Origin of the sequence: Pseudomonas violetae (genome assembly GCF_023072615.1) — a bacterium.
GTDB lineage: Bacteria > Pseudomonadota > Gammaproteobacteria > Pseudomonadales > Pseudomonadaceae > Aquipseudomonas > Aquipseudomonas violetae.
The window spans coordinates 78,911-99,664 of the sequence record NZ_JAKNRW010000020.1; the positions used below are offsets into that span (position 1 = coordinate 78,911).

The 20,754-nt window shown below is 59.2% G+C and carries 19 protein-coding genes and 1 pseudogene; 15 read left to right on the forward strand and 5 right to left on the reverse strand.

Features of this window, described 5'->3' with window-relative positions; translation table 11 throughout:
- Positions 1-89: 89 nt before the first annotated feature.
- From ribF to ispH, 5 genes are all read left to right on the forward strand, one after another.
- Entirely contained in the window at positions 90-1,040 is a 951-nt protein-coding gene (gene ribF / locus L9059_RS20520) for a bifunctional riboflavin kinase/FAD synthetase (protein WP_247292748.1), read from the forward strand.
- Positions 1,041-3,872 carry an isoleucine--tRNA ligase gene (ileS, locus tag L9059_RS20525; protein ID WP_247292749.1) on the forward strand — a complete coding sequence of 944 codons (2,832 nt, stop codon included), beginning with the start codon at positions 1,041-1,043 and terminating at the stop codon, positions 3,870-3,872.
- The gene (gene lspA, locus L9059_RS20530) at positions 3,865-4,377 is read left to right on the forward strand and encodes a signal peptidase II (RefSeq protein WP_162437784.1); all 513 of its coding nucleotides are present in this window, start codon (positions 3,865-3,867) and stop codon (positions 4,375-4,377) included. The genes ileS and lspA overlap by 8 nt, the downstream gene beginning before the upstream one ends.
- Complete coding sequence (gene fkpB, locus L9059_RS20535; RefSeq protein ID WP_247292750.1) at positions 4,370-4,822, forward strand: FKBP-type peptidyl-prolyl cis-trans isomerase; 453 nt, start codon at positions 4,370-4,372, stop codon at positions 4,820-4,822. The genes lspA and fkpB overlap by 8 nt, the downstream gene beginning before the upstream one ends.
- Positions 4,823-4,960: 138 nt before the next feature.
- On the forward strand, positions 4,961-5,908 hold the full coding sequence (gene ispH / locus L9059_RS20540; protein WP_247292751.1) for a 4-hydroxy-3-methylbut-2-enyl diphosphate reductase: 948 nt from the start codon (positions 4,961-4,963) through the stop codon (positions 5,906-5,908).
- Here the strand turns inward: ispH and L9059_RS20545 are convergent.
- Positions 5,885-6,427, reverse strand: coding sequence for a GspH/FimT family pseudopilin (locus tag L9059_RS20545; RefSeq protein ID WP_247292768.1), 543 nt, complete (start codon positions 6,425-6,427; stop codon positions 5,885-5,887). The two genes, ispH and L9059_RS20545, sit on opposite strands and share 24 nt — an antisense overlap.
- A 130-nt stretch (positions 6,428-6,557) precedes the next feature.
- Between L9059_RS20545 and L9059_RS20550 the strand changes: the two genes are divergently transcribed.
- Genes L9059_RS20550 through thiO form a run of 7 tightly spaced genes read left to right on the forward strand, consistent with a single transcriptional unit; the run spans position 6,558 to position 13,337 of the window.
- Entirely contained in the window at positions 6,558-7,028 is a 471-nt protein-coding gene (locus tag L9059_RS20550; protein ID WP_247292752.1) for a GspH/FimT family pseudopilin, read from the forward strand.
- Positions 7,025-7,471, forward strand: a complete 447-nt coding sequence (gene pilV / locus L9059_RS20555; RefSeq protein WP_247292753.1) for a type IV pilus modification protein PilV — start codon at positions 7,025-7,027, stop codon at positions 7,469-7,471. The genes L9059_RS20550 and pilV overlap by 4 nt, the downstream gene beginning before the upstream one ends.
- Complete coding sequence (locus tag L9059_RS20560) at positions 7,468-8,181, forward strand: PilW family protein (RefSeq protein WP_247292754.1); 714 nt, start codon at positions 7,468-7,470, stop codon at positions 8,179-8,181. The genes pilV and L9059_RS20560 overlap by 4 nt, the downstream gene beginning before the upstream one ends.
- A gap of 11 nt (positions 8,182-8,192) precedes the next feature.
- On the forward strand, positions 8,193-8,675 hold the full coding sequence (locus L9059_RS20565; protein WP_247292755.1) for a pilus assembly PilX family protein: 483 nt from the start codon (positions 8,193-8,195) through the stop codon (positions 8,673-8,675).
- Positions 8,662-11,766, forward strand: a complete 3,105-nt coding sequence (locus L9059_RS20570) for a pilus assembly protein (protein ID WP_247292756.1) — start codon at positions 8,662-8,664, stop codon at positions 11,764-11,766. The genes L9059_RS20565 and L9059_RS20570 overlap by 14 nt, the downstream gene beginning before the upstream one ends.
- A 14-nt stretch (positions 11,767-11,780) precedes the next feature.
- On the forward strand, positions 11,781-12,185 hold the full coding sequence (locus L9059_RS20575) for a type IV pilin protein (RefSeq protein ID WP_247292757.1): 405 nt from the start codon (positions 11,781-11,783) through the stop codon (positions 12,183-12,185).
- A gap of 51 nt (positions 12,186-12,236) precedes the next feature.
- Positions 12,237-13,337, forward strand: coding sequence for a glycine oxidase ThiO (gene thiO, locus L9059_RS20580; protein ID WP_247292758.1), 1,101 nt, complete (start codon positions 12,237-12,239; stop codon positions 13,335-13,337).
- 36 nt (positions 13,338-13,373) lie between these two features.
- Here the strand turns inward: thiO and L9059_RS20585 are convergent, their stop codons facing one another.
- The 4 genes and pseudogenes from L9059_RS20585 to nadE all read right to left on the reverse strand — a co-directional run.
- Positions 13,374-14,714: a sigma-54-dependent transcriptional regulator gene (locus L9059_RS20585; RefSeq protein WP_247292759.1), complete on the reverse strand. Its 1,341-nt coding sequence runs from the start codon at positions 14,712-14,714 to the stop codon at positions 13,374-13,376.
- Between the two features lie 2 nt (positions 14,715-14,716).
- Positions 14,717-16,306 carry a sensor histidine kinase gene (locus L9059_RS20590; RefSeq protein WP_247292760.1) on the reverse strand — a complete coding sequence of 530 codons (1,590 nt, stop codon included), beginning with the start codon at positions 16,304-16,306 and terminating at the stop codon, positions 14,717-14,719.
- On the reverse strand, positions 16,296-16,529 hold the full coding sequence (locus L9059_RS20595) for a PP0621 family protein (RefSeq protein WP_247292761.1): 234 nt from the start codon (positions 16,527-16,529) through the stop codon (positions 16,296-16,298). Before L9059_RS20595 ends, L9059_RS20590 begins: the two co-directional genes overlap by 11 nt.
- A 260-nt stretch (positions 16,530-16,789) precedes the next feature.
- A pseudogene (gene nadE / locus L9059_RS20600) lies at positions 16,790-16,882 on the reverse strand (ammonia-dependent NAD(+) synthetase); the annotation flags it as partial.
- Positions 16,883-17,257: 375 nt separating this feature from the next.
- Here nadE and L9059_RS20605 point away from each other — a divergent pair.
- From L9059_RS20605 to L9059_RS20615, 3 genes are all read left to right on the forward strand, one after another.
- A complete protein-coding gene (locus L9059_RS20605) occupies positions 17,258-17,863 on the forward strand; it encodes a hypothetical protein (RefSeq protein WP_247292762.1) in 606 nt (201 codons plus the stop codon).
- A 33-nt stretch (positions 17,864-17,896) separates the two neighbouring features.
- Positions 17,897-18,364 (forward strand): DcrB-related protein, encoded by a 468-nt coding sequence (locus tag L9059_RS20610; protein ID WP_247292763.1) that lies wholly within the window; start codon positions 17,897-17,899, stop codon positions 18,362-18,364.
- Between the two features lie 5 nt (positions 18,365-18,369).
- Positions 18,370-20,754 (forward strand): DUF6531 domain-containing protein (locus L9059_RS20615; RefSeq protein WP_247292764.1); only part of this gene is annotated, 2,385 nt, incomplete at its 3' end.

Genomic DNA, 20,754 nt, shown 5'->3' on the forward strand with positions numbered 1-20,754 from the left:
GTCGGCTCGATGACTTTGGTTACGGTGTTGCCTGTCGTCGGCCGCCGGGTGTGGTTATAATCGACCACTTTATGAGCAAGAAGCGCGTTATGCAGCTGGTTCGAGGCCTCCACAACCTGCGCCCCCAGCATCGGGGCTGTGTCGCCACTATTGGCAACTTTGACGGTGTTCACCGTGGCCACCAGGCAATCCTGGCGAGGCTGCGTGAGCGTGCGCTCGAGTTGGGCGTGCCCAGCTGCGTGGTGATTTTCGAGCCCCAGCCAAGGGAGTTTTTTGCCCCGGACACGGCGCCAGCCCGTCTGGCCCGGCTGCGGGACAAACTGCAGCTGCTGGCCGACGAAGGCGTCGACCGGGTGCTGTGCCTGGCCTTCAACCAGCGTTTGAGCAAGCTCAGCGCCAGCGAGTTCGTCGATACCATTCTGGTGGACGGGCTTGGCGTGCAGCACCTGGAAGTCGGTGATGACTTTCGCTTCGGCTGTGACCGGGTAGGGGATTTCGAATTCCTGCAGCAGGCCGGCCTGGTTCACGGTTTCACCGTCGAAGCGGCGCAAACCGTGGAGCTTGAAGGCATTCGCGTCAGCAGCACCCAGGTGCGCAATGCGCTGGCCGCCGCCGATTTTGCCCTGGCCGAACGGCTGCTTGGCCGACCGTTTCAAATCGCTGGTCGGGTCCTGCACGGTCAGAAGCTGGCGCGCCAACTGGGTACGCCCACGGCCAACATTCAACTCAAGCGTCGCCGTGTTCCGTTGACCGGGGTCTACCTGGTCAATGTCGATATCGACGGCAAGACCTGGCCCGGTGTCGCCAATATCGGCGTGCGCCCCACGGTCCAGGGGGATGGCAAAGCCCATCTCGAGGTTCATCTTTTAGATTTTGCCGGCGATCTGTATGACCGGCGTTTGACGGTGGTCTTCCACCACAAGCTGCGTGAAGAGCAGCGTTTCGCCTCTCTGGAGGCGCTTAAGACGGCAATCAATGCGGATGTTGCCGCCGCCCGTGCCCTGTCGCACCTAGCGCCAATCGCTAATGAAGAGCCTTAAATGACCGACTATAAAGCCACGCTAAACCTTCCGGACACCGCCTTCCCAATGAAGGCCGGCCTGCCTCAGCGCGAACCGCAGATTCTGCAGCGCTGGGACAGCATTGGCCTGTACGGTAAGTTGCGCGAGATTGGCAAGGATCGTCCGAAGTTCGTGCTTCACGACGGTCCTCCGTACGCCAACGGCACGATTCACATCGGTCATGCGCTGAACAAGATTCTCAAGGACATGATCATCCGTTCGAAGACTCTGTCGGGCTTCGATGCGCCTTACGTTCCAGGCTGGGACTGCCATGGCCTGCCGATCGAACACAAAGTCGAAGTGACCCACGGCAAGAACCTGGGCGCGGACAAAACCCGCGAACTGTGCCGTGCTTACGCCACCGAGCAGATCGAAGGGCAAAAATCCGAATTCATCCGTCTGGGCGTGTTGGGCGACTTCGCCAACCCGTATAAGACCATGGACTTCAAAAACGAGGCCGGCGAAATCCGCGCCTTGGCCGAAATCGTCAAGGGCGGTTTCGTGTTCAAGGGCCTCAAGCCTGTGAACTGGTGCTTCGACTGCGGTTCGGCCCTGGCTGAAGCGGAAGTCGAGTACGAGAACAAGAAGTCCTCGACCATCGACGTGGCCTTCCCGATTGCTGACGAAGCTAAACTGGCGGCCGCTTTCGGTCTGGCGTCCCTGGCCAAACCGGCGTCGATCGTGATCTGGACCACCACCCCGTGGACCATCCCGGCCAACCAGGCGCTCAATGTTCACCCTGAATTCAACTACGCCCTGGTCGATGTCGGCGACAAACTGCTGGTACTGGCTGAAGAGCTGGTCGAGTCTTGCCTGGTTCGCTACAACCTGGAGGGTTCGGTCATCGCGACCACCACCGGTAAAGAACTGGAACTGATCAACTTCCGTCACCCGTTCTACGATCGTCTGTCGCCGGTTTACCTGGCCGAGTACGTCGAGTTGGGCGCTGGCACCGGCGTGGTTCACTCCGCTCCGGCCTACGGTGTGGACGACTTCGTGACCTGCAAGAAATACGGCATGGTCAACGACGACATCCTCAACCCGGTACAAAGCAACGGCGTTTACGTGCCAGCGCTGGAGTTTTTTGGCGGCCAGTTCATCTGGAAGGCCAACCCGGCCATCGTCGACAAGCTGACCGAAGTCGGTGCGCTGCTGCACACCACCATCATCGAACACAGCTACATGCACTGCTGGCGGCACAAAACCCCGCTGATCTACCGCGCTACCGCGCAGTGGTTCATCGGCATGGACAAAGAGCCTGCGACCGGCGAAACCCTGCGCAAGCGGGCGATCAAAGCCATCGAGGAAACCAAGTTCGTTCCAGCCTGGGGCCAGGCGCGCCTGCACTCGATGATCGCCAACCGTCCGGACTGGTGCATCTCCCGCCAGCGCAACTGGGGCGTGCCGATTCCGTTCTTCCTGAACAAGGAAAGCGGCGAGCTGCACCCACGAACTGCCGAGTTGATGGAAGAAGTCGCCAAGCGCGTCGAAGTCGAAGGTATCGAAGCCTGGTTCAAGATGGACGCCGCCGAGTTGCTCGGGGACGAAGCGCCGCAGTACGACAAGATCAGTGACACCTTGGATGTGTGGTTTGATTCGGGCACCACGCACTGGCACGTCCTGCGCGGTTCGCACCCTATGGGCCACGAGACCGGCCCGCGTGCGGACTTGTACCTGGAAGGCTCCGATCAACACCGTGGCTGGTTCCACTCGTCGCTGTTGACCGGTTGCGCCATCGACAACCACGCGCCTTACCGCGAACTGCTGACTCACGGTTTCACCGTCGACGAGTCCGGTCGCAAGATGTCCAAGTCCCTGGGCAACGTGATTGCGCCGCAGAAGGTCAACGACACCCTGGGCGCCGACATCATGCGCCTGTGGGTCGCCTCTACCGATTATTCGGGCGAAATGGCAGTTTCCGAGCAGATCCTGCAACGCAGTGCGGACGCCTACCGGCGCATCCGTAACACCGCGCGCTTCCTGCTTTCCAACCTGACCGGCTTCAACCCGGCCACCGACATCGTCCAGGCTGAAGATATGCTGGCGCTGGATCGTTGGGCTGTGGACCGTACCCTGCTGTTGCAACGCGAGTTGCAAGAGCACTACGGCGAATATCGTTTCTGGAACGTCTACTCCAAGATCCACAACTTCTGCGTGCAGGAGCTGGGTGGTTTCTACCTCGACATCATCAAGGACCGCCAGTACACCACCGGTGCCAACAGCAAGGCCCGTCGTTCGGCGCAAACCGCGCTGTACCACATCTCTGAAGCGCTGGTGCGCTGGATCGCGCCGATCCTCGCCTTCACCGCGGATGAATTGTGGGAATACCTGCCGGGCGAGCGCAACGAATCGGTGATGCTCAACACCTGGTACGAAGGCCTGACCGAATTGCCGGATAACGTCGAACTGGGTCGCGCCTATTGGGAGCGGATCATGGCGGTGAAGGTCGCGGTCAACAAGGAAATGGAAATCCAGCGTGCGGCCAAGGCCGTCGGTGGCAACCTGCAGGCCGAAGTGACGCTGTTTGCCGAAGAAGCGTTGAGCGCTGACCTGGCGAAACTGAGCAACGAACTGCGCTTTGTACTGATCACCTCTACCGCCAGCGTGGCGCCTTTTGTTCAGGCGCCGGGGGACGCGGTAGTCACCGAAGTCAGCGGCCTGAAACTGAAGATCGTCAAGTCGGCCTTCGCCAAGTGCGCCCGTTGCTGGCACTGCCGTGAAGACGTCGGCGTGAACCCGGAGCATCCGGAAATCTGCGGCCGTTGCGTCGACAACATCAGCGGCGCTGGCGAGGTTCGTCACTATGCCTAATGGCGTTGGCCGTTTCGGACGGCTTAGCTGGCTGTGGTTGAGCTTGCTGGTCCTGGTCATTGACCAGGCCAGCAAGTTCTACTTCGAAGGCTCCCTGAGCATGTACCAGCAGATCGTGGTCATCCCTGACTACTTCAGCTGGACCCTGGCCTATAACACCGGCGCGGCCTTCAGCTTCCTGGCCGACAGCTCCGGCTGGCAACGCTGGTTGTTTGCCCTGATCGCTATTGTGGTCAGTGCCGTGCTGGTGGTCTGGCTCAAGCGTCTGGGACGCAACGAGACCTGGCTGGCAGTCGCCTTGGCGCTGGTGCTGGGTGGTGCGCTGGGCAATCTGTATGACCGCATCGCCCTGGGGCATGTGATCGACTTCATTCTGGTGCACTGGCAGAACCGCTGGTACTTCCCTGCATTCAACTTCGCCGACAGTGCAATCACTGTCGGCGCAGTGATGCTGGCGCTGGATATGTTCAAAAGCAAAAAGACCGGAGAAGCCGTTCATGACTGAGCACGTATTGGTTGAGCAACGCATCCGCCAGAACACCGAAGTCACTTTGCACTTCGCCCTGCGCCTGGAGAACGGCGACACCGTCGACAGCACGTTCGACAAAGCCCCGGCGACCTTCAAGGTCGGCGATGGCAATTTGTTGCCGGGTTTTGAAGCGGCGCTGTTCGGCTTCAAGGCCGGGGACAAGCGCACACTGACGATTGCCCCGGAAAACGCTTTTGGCCAGCCGAACCCGCAGAATGTGCAGGTCATCCCGCGTTCACAGTTTCAGGGCATGGACCTGTCGCCGGGTTTGCTGGTGATCTTCAACGATGCGGCCAATACTGAATTGCCAGGCGTGGTAAAAGAGTTCGATGACGAGCAGGTGACCATCGACTTCAATCACCCGCTGTCGGGCAAGATATTGACCTTTGATGTCGAGATCATCAGCGTCAAATCGCTGTAACTGACAAATCGGCTTTCTGTAGGAGCGAGCTTGCTCGCGATGGTCGTCAACGATAACGCTTACAGCCTGGATGTACGCGGTGCCTGCTCGTTTTTCGCGAGCAAGCTCGCTCCTACAGGGCAAGACACGAGGCACAGTATGCAAATCAAACTCGCCAACCCCCGTGGCTTTTGCGCCGGTGTGGATCGTGCGATCGAAATCGTCAATCGCGCCCTGGAAGTCTTCGGGCCGCCGATCTACGTGCGCCACGAAGTTGTCCACAACAAATTCGTGGTCGAAGACCTGCGAGCTCGCGGTGCGATCTTCGTCGAGGAACTCGACCAGGTGCCCGACGACGTCATCGTTATCTTCAGTGCCCACGGCGTATCCCAGGCTGTGCGTACTGAAGCTACCGGCCGTGGCCTTAAAGTGTTCGATGCCACCTGTCCGCTGGTGACCAAGGTGCACATTGAAGTTGCACGCTACAGTCGCGATGGCCGTGAGTGCATTCTCATTGGCCACGCCGGGCACCCGGAAGTCGAAGGCACCATGGGCCAGTACGACGGCGGCAACGGTGGCGCGATCTACCTGGTCGAAGACGAAGAAGACGTCGCGAAACTGCAGGTGCGTGATCCCGAGAAGCTGGCATTCGTCACCCAGACCACCTTGTCTATGGATGATACCAGTCGAGTTATTGATGCTCTGCGTGCGCGTTTCCCGGCAATCGGTGGTCCGCGCAAGGATGATATCTGCTACGCGACGCAAAACCGTCAGGATGCAGTCAAGCAACTGGCCGATGAGTGCGACGTGGTGTTGGTGGTGGGCAGCCCGAACAGCTCCAACTCCAATCGCCTGCGTGAACTGGCCGAGCGCATGTCCACCCCGGCCTATCTGATAGACGGCGCCGAGGATCTGCAAAAGAGCTGGTTCGATGGCGTTCAGCGGATCGGCATCACCGCGGGCGCTTCCGCACCGGAAGTGCTGGTGCGCGGTGTGATCCAGCAATTGCAGGCCTGGGGCGCTAGCGGTGCGGATGAATTGGCCGGTCGAGAGGAGAATGTGACGTTCTCCATGCCTAAGGAATTACGCGTCCGCTCCCTGCTCTGAGTCTTCTCCCCCGAGGCAAAGCGCCTGTTGCAGCTTTTCATTGCGAAGGCGGATTCGACCGGTTGACGCCAATACCACCTGGTATTGGCTGACCGGCTCGCGTGCAGCGCACACGTGCAACGTTCCCGCTTGAAACCCGCCGTGCAGGGGGTCGCCGAGATGGCTGAACCGTATCGAGCTTTTGACATTCTTGTTGCCGACAATCGTTGTTCCCGCGCGGCTCTGGCGTTCGACCAGCAGTGGGTTGCTGCTGTCTTCATAGCCCTGACCGCTGGCATCGACAATGATTCGCCATCCCTGGCTCCAATCGCCGTTGATACCGTGGATCATGATCGTCTGACTGCGCGTGATCGCCTCGCTTCTCGCGCTGCGCAAGCCGCCGACCAGCGACTTTGCCGCCTCTTCGCGATAAATTGATTCGGTGAGCGCTGCAAATACCGGGCTGACCAACGACAGGACAATCCCGGCGATCGTCAGTCCCATAAGCAGTTCGACCAGGGTGAAGCCTCGCTGATGCATGTCATTCCTTCCCTGGGGTGTAATCACCTGCGCATTCCTTGCGCGAGTAAAGGCAAAACAACCGAACATTTGCCGGCCGAATGTTCTAGCGTGTAGCAGCAGGTATAGCCGACGGCAGCGGAGTGCACTGATGGATCGTGGTACAAAAGGTTTCACGCTGATCGAGTTGCTGATTGCACTGGCGATTTTTCTGATTCTTATCACCCTGGCCGTACCGGCATTCACTGGTTCAGTGCAAAGCACCAGGGCCGACACTGAGGTCGGCGACCTGCGGCGGGCCCTCAATTTCGCTCGGCTGGAGGCGATTGACCGAGGCATTACCACTCAGGTTCTGCCCAAGGATGGCGGTGCGTGGACCGGTACCCTGACGGTTTCGGACATTTCCAGTTCGCCGGCCAATGTATTGCGGGTTGTTCCTGCAATGAGCAGCGGGGCGAATCTGACGCTAACCTCGGGAGTGACCGCCATCAGTTTCAACAATCTGGGCGGGCTGGCGGCGCCTGCCGCTGCAGTGGCGATCAGTTATGTGCTGGGGGCACAGAACCGAACGCTGAATGTGTGTTTGAACGGACGTATTCAATTGGGTGGAAACTGCGGATGAGGCTAGGGAGCAAGCGTGCCCAGGAGGGCATGACGTTGATCGAGGTGTTGGTTGCATTGTTGATTCTGACCGTGGGGCTGTTGGGAGCCGCGGCGATTCAGCTCAATGCCCTGAAGTACACCGACAGTTCGCGGATGACCAGCCAGGCGAGCTTCATCGCCTACGACATGATGGACCGCATTCGCGCCAACTCCGGCGCCGACTATACGATTACGCCCCCGACCTCGGGTAACCTGGGCGTGGCCCGGGATCAGGACCTCTTCGACTTCACCAGTAACATCGCCAGCGCCCTCGGTGCCACTGCCACGGGCACTATTGCCTTGAGCCAGCGGGTGTACACCATCACGATCGCCTGGGATGACTCCCGCGCCGCCAACACCAATATGCGCCGCAGTTTTGTATTGACCAGTCGCGCCACGGTCGATCCGGTATCGACGCCATGAATCGCCACCAAAAAGGCTTCGGCCTGATCGAACTGTTGATCGCCCTCGCGCTGAGCCTGGTGGTGGTGCTGGGCGTAGCGCAGATTTTTATCGCCGCCAAGAACACCTACGTCAGCCAGAACAACGCGTCCAACATGCAGGAAGACGCCCGGTTCGTGCTGGGCAAAATGATTCAGGAAATTCGCATGGTCGGCATGTTCGGTTGCTTGGGCAGCATCACCGACGCAACTTCTGCGGGCGATTTCAGCGCCAGCCAGATCAACCCCATCGCCTGGGATAACGCCAACCTCAAGCTCACCCTGGTCACTGCCAATGTCGGCGCAAATGGTGGAACACCCACCTGGACAGTGATTTCCGATTGTCGAAACAGCGCCACGGCCTATAGCCAGGCGAAGGCCCCAGTGGCGGGGCAGTTGGCATTTCCGATCCGGCGGCTGATCTACAGCCTGAAAAACGGCCAGCTGACGCTGGGCGTCCATGGCGGTACCCCGACCCAGTTCGTGTTGGTGGATAACGTCAGCGCCTTCAACGTTAGCTTCGGTCTCGCCAGCTCTGCCACGGAGGTTGCCGCTTCCAGCTACAGCAGCAACCCGTCCGACCCCGCACGAATTCGCAGCGTGCGCCTGACATTGACCCTCACTGATCCCGATAAGCGGGTGCGCGATCAAACCTTCAACGTGGTTGCCGCTTTGCGCAATCGCCTGCAATGAGAGGAGGGCCGATGAGTATTCCTGATGCGGTTCCTCGCTCCCAGCGCGGTATGGCGCTGTTGGTCAGCCTGGTATTTCTGCTATTGCTGACGCTGATTGGTCTTTCCTCGATGCAGAGCGCGACCCTGCAGGAAAAAATGGCCACCAGCGTGTCGTTGCGCAATCAGTCGTTCCAGAATGCAGAAGCGGCATTACGCATGGGCGAAAATGCGGTGCAGCTGTCCACCTATACCTTGGCCGTGTGCAGTGGGACCATCCAGTGTGCGCCGCCCGCAGAGTCCACCTTGATTACTGGCGCCGGGTTCAATTCGACGTCGGGAGTGACCTGGATCGCCGCCGGCAGTGGCTTCTACGGAGTACAGAACATCGGAACCACGCTGAATGCGGTCAATGTGCCGAGCAACACCTCGGCCACGCTGTACCGGGTCACAGCCGTGGCCGTGGTCGGTAACAACGTTCGCAGCGTGGTGGAGAGCATTTATGCGAAGTACTGAGTGGCGAGCCAGGTGGCGGCAGATGCTTTGCGGCATGCTGTTGAGTTTGTATCTGGCGGCGCCGGCCTATGCCTTCACACCGTCCGACTCACCCCTGCTGAGTGCGGCAGCGGTGGCGCCGAACGTGATGTTGCTGATCGATAACTCAGGCAGCATGAACAACATCATCTATGCCGCCGACTTTGATCCGAACATCAATCGCCCACCGGCCCGTGAGTGCAACATGTTCTTTGGGCTGTGTTACGGCTCGACGGCCATCACCGGGGATTCGATATTCTTGTCCAGCCTTGCCACGTCAGGCTGCACGAACGGCTACAACGCGTTTTACAACAACAGCCTTACGCCCCTGTGCATCAAATTGCCAGACCCCGCAGCCAACGGCGATACCCGCTACTCGGCCAATTACATCGCCTACGTCGTTGGCCTGGCTAATGGTCAGAAAACAGATTTTTCCACGTCCAACTCGCCCATCCCCATCGAATCGCGAATAAGCGTGGCGCGCAGCGTATCGAGCTCGCTGGTTAACGCCAACCGTACTTTGCGCATCGGCCTTGCGACGTTTAACGCCGCGACCAGCAACAACCGTGGTAACGGCGGCTACATCGCCATTCCCATCGACGATCTGACCACGGAATCCAATTTCAAGGCGCTGACCGATTCTATCGGCGCCTTGAGGGCTGTGGCCAACACGCCGTTGGCCGAAACCTACTACGAAGTCACCCGTTACATGCGCGGTCTGGGCTCGTACTACAACAGCCCCAAGACCTATACCAGCCCGATCCAGTACCGCTGCCAGAAAAACTACGGGGTGGTGATCACCGATGGTTTGCCGACCTATGATCGAACCTTTCCCTCCGACGATCCCCAGGCCACGGCCAAGGGCGGCCCGAGACTGCCCAATTGGGACGGTATCAACAACGATGGCGACAATCCCCTCGGTGGTGACGACGAGGGTGATTCGCTGTTTCTGGATGACATCGCCAAGTTTGCCTTTGATATCGACATGCGTTCGACCGGGATCGATCTGGCGAAGAAAGCCTGGGATTCGACAGATTTTCCCAAGCAGAACATGAACACCTACACCGTAGGCTTCACCACGGCCAATCAGATGCTGGAAGACGCGGCGAAGTACGGCCAGGGCAAGTACTACCTGGCCACCGATACCACCGGCCTGACCACGGCCCTGTCGTCGGCCTTGAGCGAAATCACCTCCAAAGCCGGTTCAGGTGGCAGCGGCACCACCAGCGGCGCAGTCGTCGGGGTCGGCTCTTCGTACTACCAGACCAGCTACGACCCCAAGGACTGGCGCGGCACCATCAAATCCTTCGGCTTCACCGCCACGGGTGCGGTAGATACCGCCTCGGTGCTGTGGAACACGGACAAGACCATCGTTCCCGGCGCGACCGCACCCACTTACCAGTCCTGGAATACCCAGGATAATGTGCCGGTGACCCTGGCTTTCAACAATTTTTCGACGGCGCAGCAGACCGTCCTGAACCAGGGCTTGCCCACCACCATCAAGGGCACCGATCTGGTGGAGTGGAGCAAAGGCACCAACAAGGCCGGGTTGAAGGTACGCAGCGCTTTGCTCGGCGACATCATTAACTCTCCTTTGGTGCTCGCCTCGCCCACGGAGAAAACGGCTTCCGACCTGGCCGGTGATAGCAGCTACACCACCTATCTGGCCAACAAGGCCGCCAATATGACGGCCAGCCTCGTGGTAAATGGCAATGACGGCTTTGTCAGCGTCATCAACGCCAGCAACACGAGCAACGCCAGCAATGGCACTCGGCGTTACGCCTACATGCCCTCCAATGTCCTGCCATCGCTGCGCTATATCGCCGACCCCACTTACATAAACGGGATCAGCCACAAGTTTCTGGTCGACGGTCAGGTCGGCGTGTTCGACGCCAAAATCGGCGCGGGCTGGAAAACCATGGCAGTTGGCGGGACAGGGGCGGGGGGCAAGACGTTTTACGGGCTGCAATTGTTTGACGCTACCGCAGGCAACGTGACCAAGGCGTCCTGGGAAATCAGTGCGCCCGCCACGCCAACCGCGTCGAATGCTTTTAATGACCTGGGTTATGCCTATGCCCGCCCTGAAGTGGCGCGCTTGGACGATGGCCGCTGGGCAGCGTTTATCTCCAACGGTTACGGGAGCAACACGGGGGTGGCGGCGTTGTACGTGATCGACCTCAGCAACGGGTCGCTGATCAGGAAAATCGTCATCGACGGCGGCGAGACTAACAACGGCCTGTCGTCGGTGAAACTCAAGGTCAACTCGCAGAACGTGGTGCAGGCCGCTTACGGTGGGGACCTCAAGGGACGTCTGTGGAAGTTTGATTTGAGCAGTACCAGCTCCGATGCCTGGGGCGTGGCATTTGGTGGGAAACCTCTTTTTACCGCCGCTACCACGGCGGGCGGGGCTCTGCAGCCCATCACCGCACAGCCACTACTGGCCGACAACGCCCTGGGCGGCAAGGTGGTATTTTTCGGCACGGGCAAGTTCAACGAAACCGCAGACAAGACCAACAAGGATCTGCAGGCCTTCTACGCGGTGTGGGACGCGGACGGTGGTTCCGGACAGTTCACCCCGGCCAATCTGCAACTGCAATCGGTGCAGAGTGTGTTCTCGGGCAGCGCCGGGCAATTCATCACCACCAGCCAGAATGAAGTGACTTATCCAGCACAGAAGGGCTGGTACCTGCCACTGGTCTACAACAGCGCGCTGACCGGTGAACGGGTGATCAACCAGGCGGCCCTGGTGCTGGGGCGGATCGTCTTCACCACCGCCAGCGTCGACACCACCGACCCCTGTGCCAGTTTTGGTACCGGCAAACTGGTCGAACTGGATGCGTTCAGCGGTAAGATGCTCAATTATGCTGTGCTCGACACCAACGGTGACGGGCTGGTGGACGGCACGGACGCAATTTCCAGCGGAGTGGTGTTCACTGGCGGGATGCCAGTGCTCAACGCCATCGTCAACGGTGGCGCCCGCAAGATCGTGAATGACTCCAGCGGAACGCCAACCTCGTTGGTTGAAAAAGCCGGCGGTGGCAGCCGGCGCATCATGTGGCGACAAATTCAGTAAGTGAGAGTGCAGGCATGCGTAGATCGAACCGCGGTTTTACCCTGATCGAGATCATGATCGTGATTGCGATCATCGGGATCGTCATCACCATTGGTTACCCGAGCCTGACTGAGTATGTGAAGAAGGGGCGCCGGGCTGAAGTGGCAGGTTTGCTCTCTGAGCAGGCGCAGATACTCGAGCGGTTCTATTCCAACTCGAAAACCAATGTCTACACCGGCGCGACCTTGAGCGCGAGCAACGACTACTACACCCTCGTGCCCACCCTGACCGATCAGACTTACAAGCTGACCGCCAAGCGTAAAGTCGGTTCGGCGATGGCCGCCGACAAGTGCGGGGACTTCACGATTACCAACACCGGTGCCAGAGGTATGGAAAATGCCGCAGCCGGGCTGACCACCAAGGATTGCTGGGGTCGCTGAGTTTTTTGGGCGCGTTTTGTGCCCCTGTCTATCTAATGGTTGGATCAGAACATGACCAGGAAACAGCAAGTGGTGATCGTCGGCGGCGGAGTGATTGGCTTGCTGACGGCATTCAATCTCGCCTGCGAAGTGCAAAGTGTTGTACTGCTGGATCGATCGAGTGTCGGCCAGGAATCGTCCTGGGCCGGTGGTGGTATCGTTTCGCCATTGTACCCATGGCGTTATAGCCCGGCGGTCACCGCCCTGGCGCACTGGTCACAGGATTTTTATCCACAGCTGGGCGAGCGATTATTCGCTGCCACCGGGGTGGATCCCGAAGTGCATACCACCGGCCTGTATTGGCTGGACCTGGATGATGAAGCCGAAGCGCTGGCCTGGGCGTTGCGCGAAAACCGGCCGTTACGGGCCGTTGACCTCTCGGCGGCCCACGATGCAGTGCCTGTGCTGGGTCCGGGATTTTCCCGGGCCATCTACATGGCCGATGTGGCCAACGTGCGCAATCCGCGCCTGGTTAAGTCCCTGAAGGCTGCATTGCTGGCGTTGCCGAACGTGACGATTCATGAGCAGTGTGAGGTGCGCGAGTTCATTCGTGAAGGCGAGCAGGTGGTCGGAGTCCGGACTTCGGCGGGCGTGATTGCGGGAGATCACGTCGTGTTGACTGCGGGTGCGTGGAGTGGGGATTTGCTCAAGACCCTGGGGCTTGAACTGCCGGTCGAGCCGGTGAAAGGCCAAATGATTCTGTTCAAGTGCGCCGCAGATTTTCTGCCGAGCATGGTACTGGCCAAGGGGCGATACGCGATTCCCCGACGCGATGGGCACATTCTGATCGGCAGTACCCTGGAGCACGAAGGCTTTGACAAGACGCCAACCGAGAGTGCACTGCAGAGCCTGAAAGCCTCGGCCATTGAGTTGATACCGGCATTGGCGGATGCTGAAGTCGTCGGGCATTGGGCCGGATTGCGTCCGGGTTCGCCGGAGGGTATCCCGTACATTGGTCGGGTGCCCGGGTTTGATGGGTTGTGGCTCAATTGCGGGCATTACCGCAATGGCCTGGTGTTGGCGCCGGCGTCGTGCCAGTTGTTTGCGGATGTGATGCTGGGGCGCGAGCCGATCATTGATCCGGCACCTTACTCACCGACTGGGCGGATCTGACATAAACTCAGAAGATCGCTGCCTGCGATCTTCTACTTAATCCAAACCCAATTTCTTGAGCCTGTAGCGCATCGACCGGAATGACAGATTCAGCCGCTGAGCCGCCGCCGTGCGGTTCCAGCGGGTTTCCTCCAGAGCCTGGAGGATGAGTTTTCGTTCCACGTTTTCCAGATAATCTTCCAGGTTGTCGATCTGCGTCAGGTCCGGCACATCTCCATCCGCCGTGCAGTTACCCTCGATCAGCCTTAGGTCGCTGGCTTCAATCTGCTGGTTCTCGCATAAGGTATGGGCGCGCTCGAGGACATTCTCCAGCTCCCTGACGTTGCCCGGAAAACGGTAGCTCTTCAGTGCGTCCAGGGCGTGTGGGTGGAGTTTCGCTGCAGACTGGCCGCTGTTGCTGGCCAGTCGCTTGAGCATATGGCTCGCCAAAGACTCGATGTCGTCACGACGTTCGCGCAGCGGCGGCACCCGCAATTCGATCACGTTGAGGCGGTAGTACAGGTCTTGGCGAAAGCGTTCAGCGGCGACTTCGGCGTCGAGGTCCTTGTGGGTGGCGCAGAGAATGCGCACATCAACCACGGTTTCCTGCTGCCCGCCAACACTGCGCACGGCTTTTTCCTGGATCGCCCGCAACAGCTTGACTTGCATGGCCAACGGCAAGTCAGCCACTTCATCGAGAAACAGAGTGCCACCATTGGCGGCCTGGAACAGTCCGGGCTTGTCCTCGATGGCACCACTGAAGCTGCCTTTGCGATGACCGAAAAACTCGCTTTCCATCAACTCAGACGGGATGGCCCCGCAGTTCACTGGAATGAATGGCTGGTTGGCGCGCGGCCCTTGTTCGTGGATCAAGCGTGCGACCAGTTCCTTGCCGCTGCCGGATTCACCGCTGATATAAACCGGGGCCTGGCTGCGTGCCAGTTTGTCGATGTGTTTGCGCAGGTTGCGCATGGGCAGGGACTCACCCAACAACCGGCGTTCGATCGAAACCCCGGTGCCACCCACAGGTGACAGGCGCAACGCGCTGGTGACCAGCTCACGCAGGCGGGTCAGGTCGACCGGTTTGGTCAGGAAATCGAAAGCGCCGGCCTTGAGGGCGTTGATGGCCGTTTCAAGGCTGCCATACGCTGTGATCATCGCGACCGGCAGCTGTGGATAACGCTGCTGGATGTATTGCACCAGCTCAAGGCCGGTACCGTCCGGCAGGCGCATATCGGTCAGGCACAGGTCGAAACTCTCTCGCGCCAGCAAGGCTTGGGCTTCGCCAAGGTCGCGGGCACTGAAGGTGTCGAGCTTCATCCTGCCCAGGGTGATTTCCAGGAGTTCGCGGATATCCGGTTCATCGTCGACGATCAGAATTTTTTGCAGTGGGCTCATGTTTAACTTTGTTTCCGTCCGTGAGCAAAGGTGATGCGAAAGCAGCCGCCGCCTTGGCGTGGTTTGAAGTCTAGGCGGGCCTGGTTGCTTTCGCACAGCTCACGGGACAGATAAAGTCCCAAGCCAGTGCCTTGGGTACTCGTAGTGAAGAAGGGTTCGAACAGATGTGCCTGGGCTTGCGCGGGGACACCGGGGCCGTTGTCACGAACCTCCAAGGTTGGCAGCTGACTGTGCGGGTCCAGGAACAACTCCAGCCAGACCTGCGCCTGGGCATGGATCTGGGCACTGTGGCGCCAGGCGTTTCGCAATAGATTGTCGAGAATCTGGGTCAGCTGATTGGGGTCCATCAAGGTCCTGAAGTCTCCCGGGCCGATGCTCAGATGGAGCTGTTGACTCTCTGTCGCAGCCTCGCGGGTTTCGGCGACGAACTGCTCCAGCCAGGGCTTCAGGTCCAGCCGCTGAGGAACTGTTTGCTGACGGCGGGACAATTGCAGGACGTTTTCTATTACCCGGTTCATCCGCTGGGAGTGGTCTTGAATGATCTGCGTCAGACGTCGATCGGTTCTGTTCAGTTCCTCGGACTCCTGCAATAGCTGCGCGGCATGACTGATGGCGCCCAGTGGGTTGCGAATTTCATGGGAGATGCTCGCGGTCAGACGCCCCAGCGCGACGAGTTTGAGTTGCTGGGCCTGTTGAGCAATCTGCGCCAGGTCTTCAAGAAAGATCAGGGTTTGCTGCTGCGGACTTCGGTCAAGTGCAATGAAGCTTGGCTGTAGCTCCAGTCCATTGCTGTCGATTTTCAGGCTCTGGGGGCGCAATGTCGGGTTGTTGAGCCATAGTTGCAGGCGCTCGAACAGGACCGCAAAGTCACGGTCGAGCAAGCGACCTTCAAGCGTGTCATGGCCTAAAAGTTTCAGGGCGCTGTGGTTTGCCAGTTGTATGCGCTGCGCATCGTCGATCACCAAAATGCCGGTGCGCATGCGCTGCAGGATCAGCGAGTTGAGAGCTTCGAGACTCACCACTTCGCTGGCGCGCTGCTCGGCCAGGTTTTCGCTGACTTCCAGTCGACGGATCAAGCCTTGTACCAGCAATGCTGCGGCAAAGCAAAGGGCCCCCAGTGTGCCCGCCTGCAAGTAGTCGTTGGGGCTGGTGGGGTGACTGAAGCTCAGCAGGAAACCCGAACCTACGATGCCGAGAGCGCCGATGGCGGCGATCAGCAGGCCGATGCGCCGTCGCAACAGAGTGTTGCTGATGGCCACCGAGACGATCAACAGATTGCCTATCGCACTGGCGACGCCACCGCCAGCGTAGAACAGCGCGCACAACAGCAATACATCGACCAGCGCCAGGGTGAGAAGCTGGTTAGGGCGCCGGGTGTTCTCCAGGAACACCACCAGCAGGATGTTCAATACCAGGTACAGCCAGCTACCAATGCGCAGTAGCTCGCCGTTGGCCAGCGAAAGCAGCTGGCTGTCCATGTTGCTGGAGATCAGCAGCACCAGGGTGATGCCAACACTCAGGCGGTAGAGGTGATAGAGGCGCAGCAGTCGCTGGGCTTGTTTGTGGCTGGGACGAGTCGTCTCAGCGGTCACTGGAACCCGGGCCTTGCTCAAGGTGAGCCTGGCTGCAATACCATTGCTGCTGAAGGCTCAAGGCTCGATCACGGGGCAGGTGCACGCCGCAATGAGCGCAACGAACCATGGGGGCCGCTTCCAGCTCGGCAGACGAGCGGGGCGCTGCCGCCTGGCCCTTGAACTTGCGCCACAGCCATATAGCGGCGGCAATCAGGGCGATCCAGAACAATAAACGAAGCATGGTGAGCTGCTTTATGGCGAGTGATGGAGCAGTTTAGCCAAGGATGGAGCGGGCGCACAGCGGATTAGCGCGGCTGCAAAAACCGGACAATAAAAAGGGAGGCTCGTGAGCCCGGTGCGTAGGCTTTTTGTGCCTGGGATTTGACCGCGTCATCGTTCATCGCGGACAAGCCCGTTCCCACAAGTTTTGCCATTTGCCTGAGCCGAACACAGTATCTGAGGGAGCAGGATTTGCCCGTGATGGCGCCAGTTCAGTCGCCAAAACGGCATCTCGCGCTTGTGATGAGTCTTCCTGTACGTATCACAAATAATCCTGAAAGCTTCCTCACGCACTGGCTCGCGATGCAGTAGCGCCTTAGCTTTAGTAAGTTGTACAGAATCAATAAATTAATGTGTGTAGGAGAATTCTCTAGCATAAAAAGAATTTTCCTACATGTTTTTTTAATACTTTGCGCGTTTTCAGAGTTGTGCTTTTCTGTAGTGCGCTGTTAGTCTTTCGATCAAACAAGTTCGTTGCCTGTCTTGGCTATCAACGTCTAATTGAATTTCGTCGATAATTCGAAGGGTGGAGTTGTGGCGATAATTAAGAGGGTGGTCGCAAAAAGCTCAGTGTAATACTTCACCTTTCGTTAAAACTTCACCATGTTCTATTAACAGAGCTCAGTATCGAATAATTCCCGAAGTTTATATCGTGCAATGCACAAATCATACGTTCCGAGGTACGGATCAATGACTAAGGTCCAACTTCCAACCAGAACCTGTTTTTATGATCGTATCTCCGAGAAGCGTATCGCCCTCGAGGAAGCGGCCCGTCTGGAGCAGGAAAATGCGTCCATCGCCAAGCGTGAGGCCGAACTGGCGCCCGCACCCGCTCCTATAATTGCGCTTGAGGGCGCCACCAGCAGCTTCAACTTCGGCGGTTTTAACCTGGCATTTCCCGCCGGTTTCCACTTCCGCGATATCCAGACCACCCTCGAACACGAAGGCGAGCCGATCATCCTGACCATCAAGCGTCGAGATGTGATGCAGGGCCAGACTCTGCAGCAACTCTTCGACACCGCCGTGCAAACGCTGCGCACGATTTACCCGCAGCTGCGCATCATTCGTCAACGTGACTACAGCGTGGCAGGCAGTGCCGCGAAGTGCCTGGATTTTCACTTCAACATGGGTCACGCCGAACGCCATGGACGCCTCGTGGGCGCCATCGTTCCGGTGGCCGGCAGTGACGAACTGCAATGGCTGAATATTTCCTGCGTGATAGATCCGACCAAGCCTGCGCTGAGTCTTTGGCTGGTTGATTTCGACAGCATGCTGGAAGGCCTCGCGGCCCGCTGATACCTACTTTTTTGGTTTAAGGAATTTACTCACATGGATTATGAGTTGCAGGAAGGCAGCATCGCGTTGCCGCAGGGTTTCCAGGACCGCACGGTCAACATGTTTGTGCTGGGGGCGAGCATTCCAGCACCGTTGAGCATCACCGTTTCCAGGGACATACTCCTGCCCGACGAGGCGCTCAAGGCCTACGTCGACCGCCAGGTGAAAATGCTCGCCTCCAAGCTGCGTGGCTACACCTTGCTGGGCAAAAAGGCGGTCGAGCTTTCCAGCACGGCACCGATTGAAGGCATCCAGATCGATGCGTACTACATGACTGATGGCCGACCGTTCTATCAGCGTCAGGCTGGGTTTCTGATCGAGCCAGGGCGTGCAATCATTTTCTCCACCACCGCCCAGGCTGACTTCAGCAGCGAGCAGAACCAGAACTGGGCAGACCTGCTGGCCAGCTTTCAGCCTCGCCAGCCCGGCGTAAACAAGACCGACTCCAGCGAACAGGAGTAACGGTCATGTTTGAAGCCGCAAGGTTTGGCGATGAAATCGCCCACACCAGTGCCCTGGGCGGGTTTCTGCTCGGGGCCGCGCTCGGGATTGCCCTGGTTGCCACAGTCGCGATCGCGACTTTCACCTGTGGATTTGGTGTGGCCCTGTTGGCGGGTTTGGCCGCAGGCGTGGGAGGTAGCCTGCTGACGTCCTTGGGGGAGTCGATAGGCAGTAGTTTTTCATCGCCCTCCGGGACCATCGTCCTCGCGTCGGCGAATGTCTTCATCAATAGTCGCAAGGCCGCCCATGTCGAAAAGAGCATTGGCGCCTGCGACAAACATCCCGGTCCGGTGCAAGTCGCCGAAGGCTCGACCAACGTCTTCATCAACGGCACGGCGGCGGCTCGCAAGGGTGACAAACTCACCTGCGGCGCCACGATTTCCAGTGGCTCTGGCAACGTCTTCATTGGCGGTGGCACCCACCGTTACCTGCCGGTAGACGACGAGATTCCGGGCTGGCTGCGCACCACGGTCGATATCCTGATGGCGGTCGCCGGAGCCGCGGGCGGTATCGCCCAATTGATCAAGGCCGGGACCCAGGCCGGCATGAAAGCGGTCATGCCCTGCGTGCTGAAATTCACTGCCGGTTTCGTCGCCGGTGAAGTCGCCAGTCGCTACGTTGTAGGGCCGGCCATCGAGCGCGCAGTCGGCGGTCTGGTCGGCAACCCGGTGGACGCCACCACCGGGCGCAAGGTGATTCCTGACGAAACCGATTTCAGCCTCCCGGGCCTGATGCCCCTCGAATGGTCACGCTTCTACGCCAGCGACCTGACCGTCGACAGTGTGCTCGGCAAAGGTTGGGTGCTGCCCTGGGAACAAAGCCTGCGGCGCAGCGGCCGTTTCGTTTACCTGACCGACAACCAGGGGCGCACCGTGCCCTTCGTGGACGTGCAGCCGGGCGAGCGGGTCTACAACCCTCACGAACAGGTTTATCTGGTTTGCACCGAGGGCGGCCATTACCTGCTGCAAACCCTCGACAACATCTTCTTCTACTTCGGCGAAGTCCCCGACGACAACGCGGCGGCACCGCTGCAGCGCATCGAAAACGCCCACGGTCACTTCCTGCATTTCACCCACACCGTTGAAGGCAAACTCACCGACATCAGTGCCACGGGCGGCGTACGGGTGCACCTGCATTACGACAACCCGTTGGGTCGCCTGACCGACGTTAAACGCATCGTTGACAACAAGGCCGTTGAAACCCTGGTGCAGTATCGTTATGACGGTAACGGCCAGCTCATCGAAGTGATCAATCGCAACAAGGATTCGGTCCGTCGCTTCAGCTACATCGACGGCGTCATGGCCAGCCACAGCAACGCATTGGGCCTGACCTGCAACTACCGTTGGCAGACCCTCGGCGACCAGCCCCGCGTGGTGGAACACTGGACCAGCGATGGCGAGCATTTCCATTTTCGCTACGACCTGAACGCCCGCACCACTTGGATCACCGACGTGCTCGGGCGCGAAGCCGAGATCCACTACAACAGCGATCACCGCGTCACCTCCAGCCGCGATTTCGGCGGCGAGCACTACGTTATCGAGATCGACGACACCGGCAACATGACCGGCCTCACATTGCCCGACGGCAATGTCGTCAAGCTCAAGTACGACGAGTACGCGCGACTGCTGGAAGAAACCGACCCGCTCGGGCGCAAGATCAAATACCAGTATCACCACCTGACGACCCTGGTCACCCAGGTCGACTACCCCGACGGCAGCACCTGGAAAGCCCGCTACGACGCCAAGGGCAACCTCATCGCCGAAGTCGACGCGCTGGGCCAAAAAACCGAATACCTCAACAGCGATGACGGCCTGCCGCACACCATCATCGACGCCACGCAAAAATCCAAATACCTGTGGTGGAACTCTCAGGCCCAGGTTGAGCGGTTTCAGGATTGCTCGGGTAAAAACACCCATTACCGCTTCGACGAGCGCCACCACCTGATCGCCGTCACCGACGCCCTGAACCAGACCACCACCCTGGAACGCAAACCCGACGGCGAAGTGCTGCGCATCCAGCACCCGGACGGCAGCACCGAGTCCTTCACCTACAACGCCCTCGGCCAGGTCCTTACGCACACCGACGGCAAAGGCCAGACCACGCGCCTGCTGCGCACCGCCCGCGGTCTGCCGAGCAGCCGCCAGGACGCCAAAGGTCAGCGCATCCGCTACGAGTACGACAAAGCCATTCGCCTGACCGCGCTGGTCAATGAAAACAATGCCGCTTACCAGTTTGCCTACGACGCCTCCGACCGCCTGGTCGAAGAAAAACGCATCGACAACCTGGCCCGCCAGTTCAGCTACAACCTGGGCGGACACCTGACGCGGGTTGACGAAATCGGCTACGGCGAA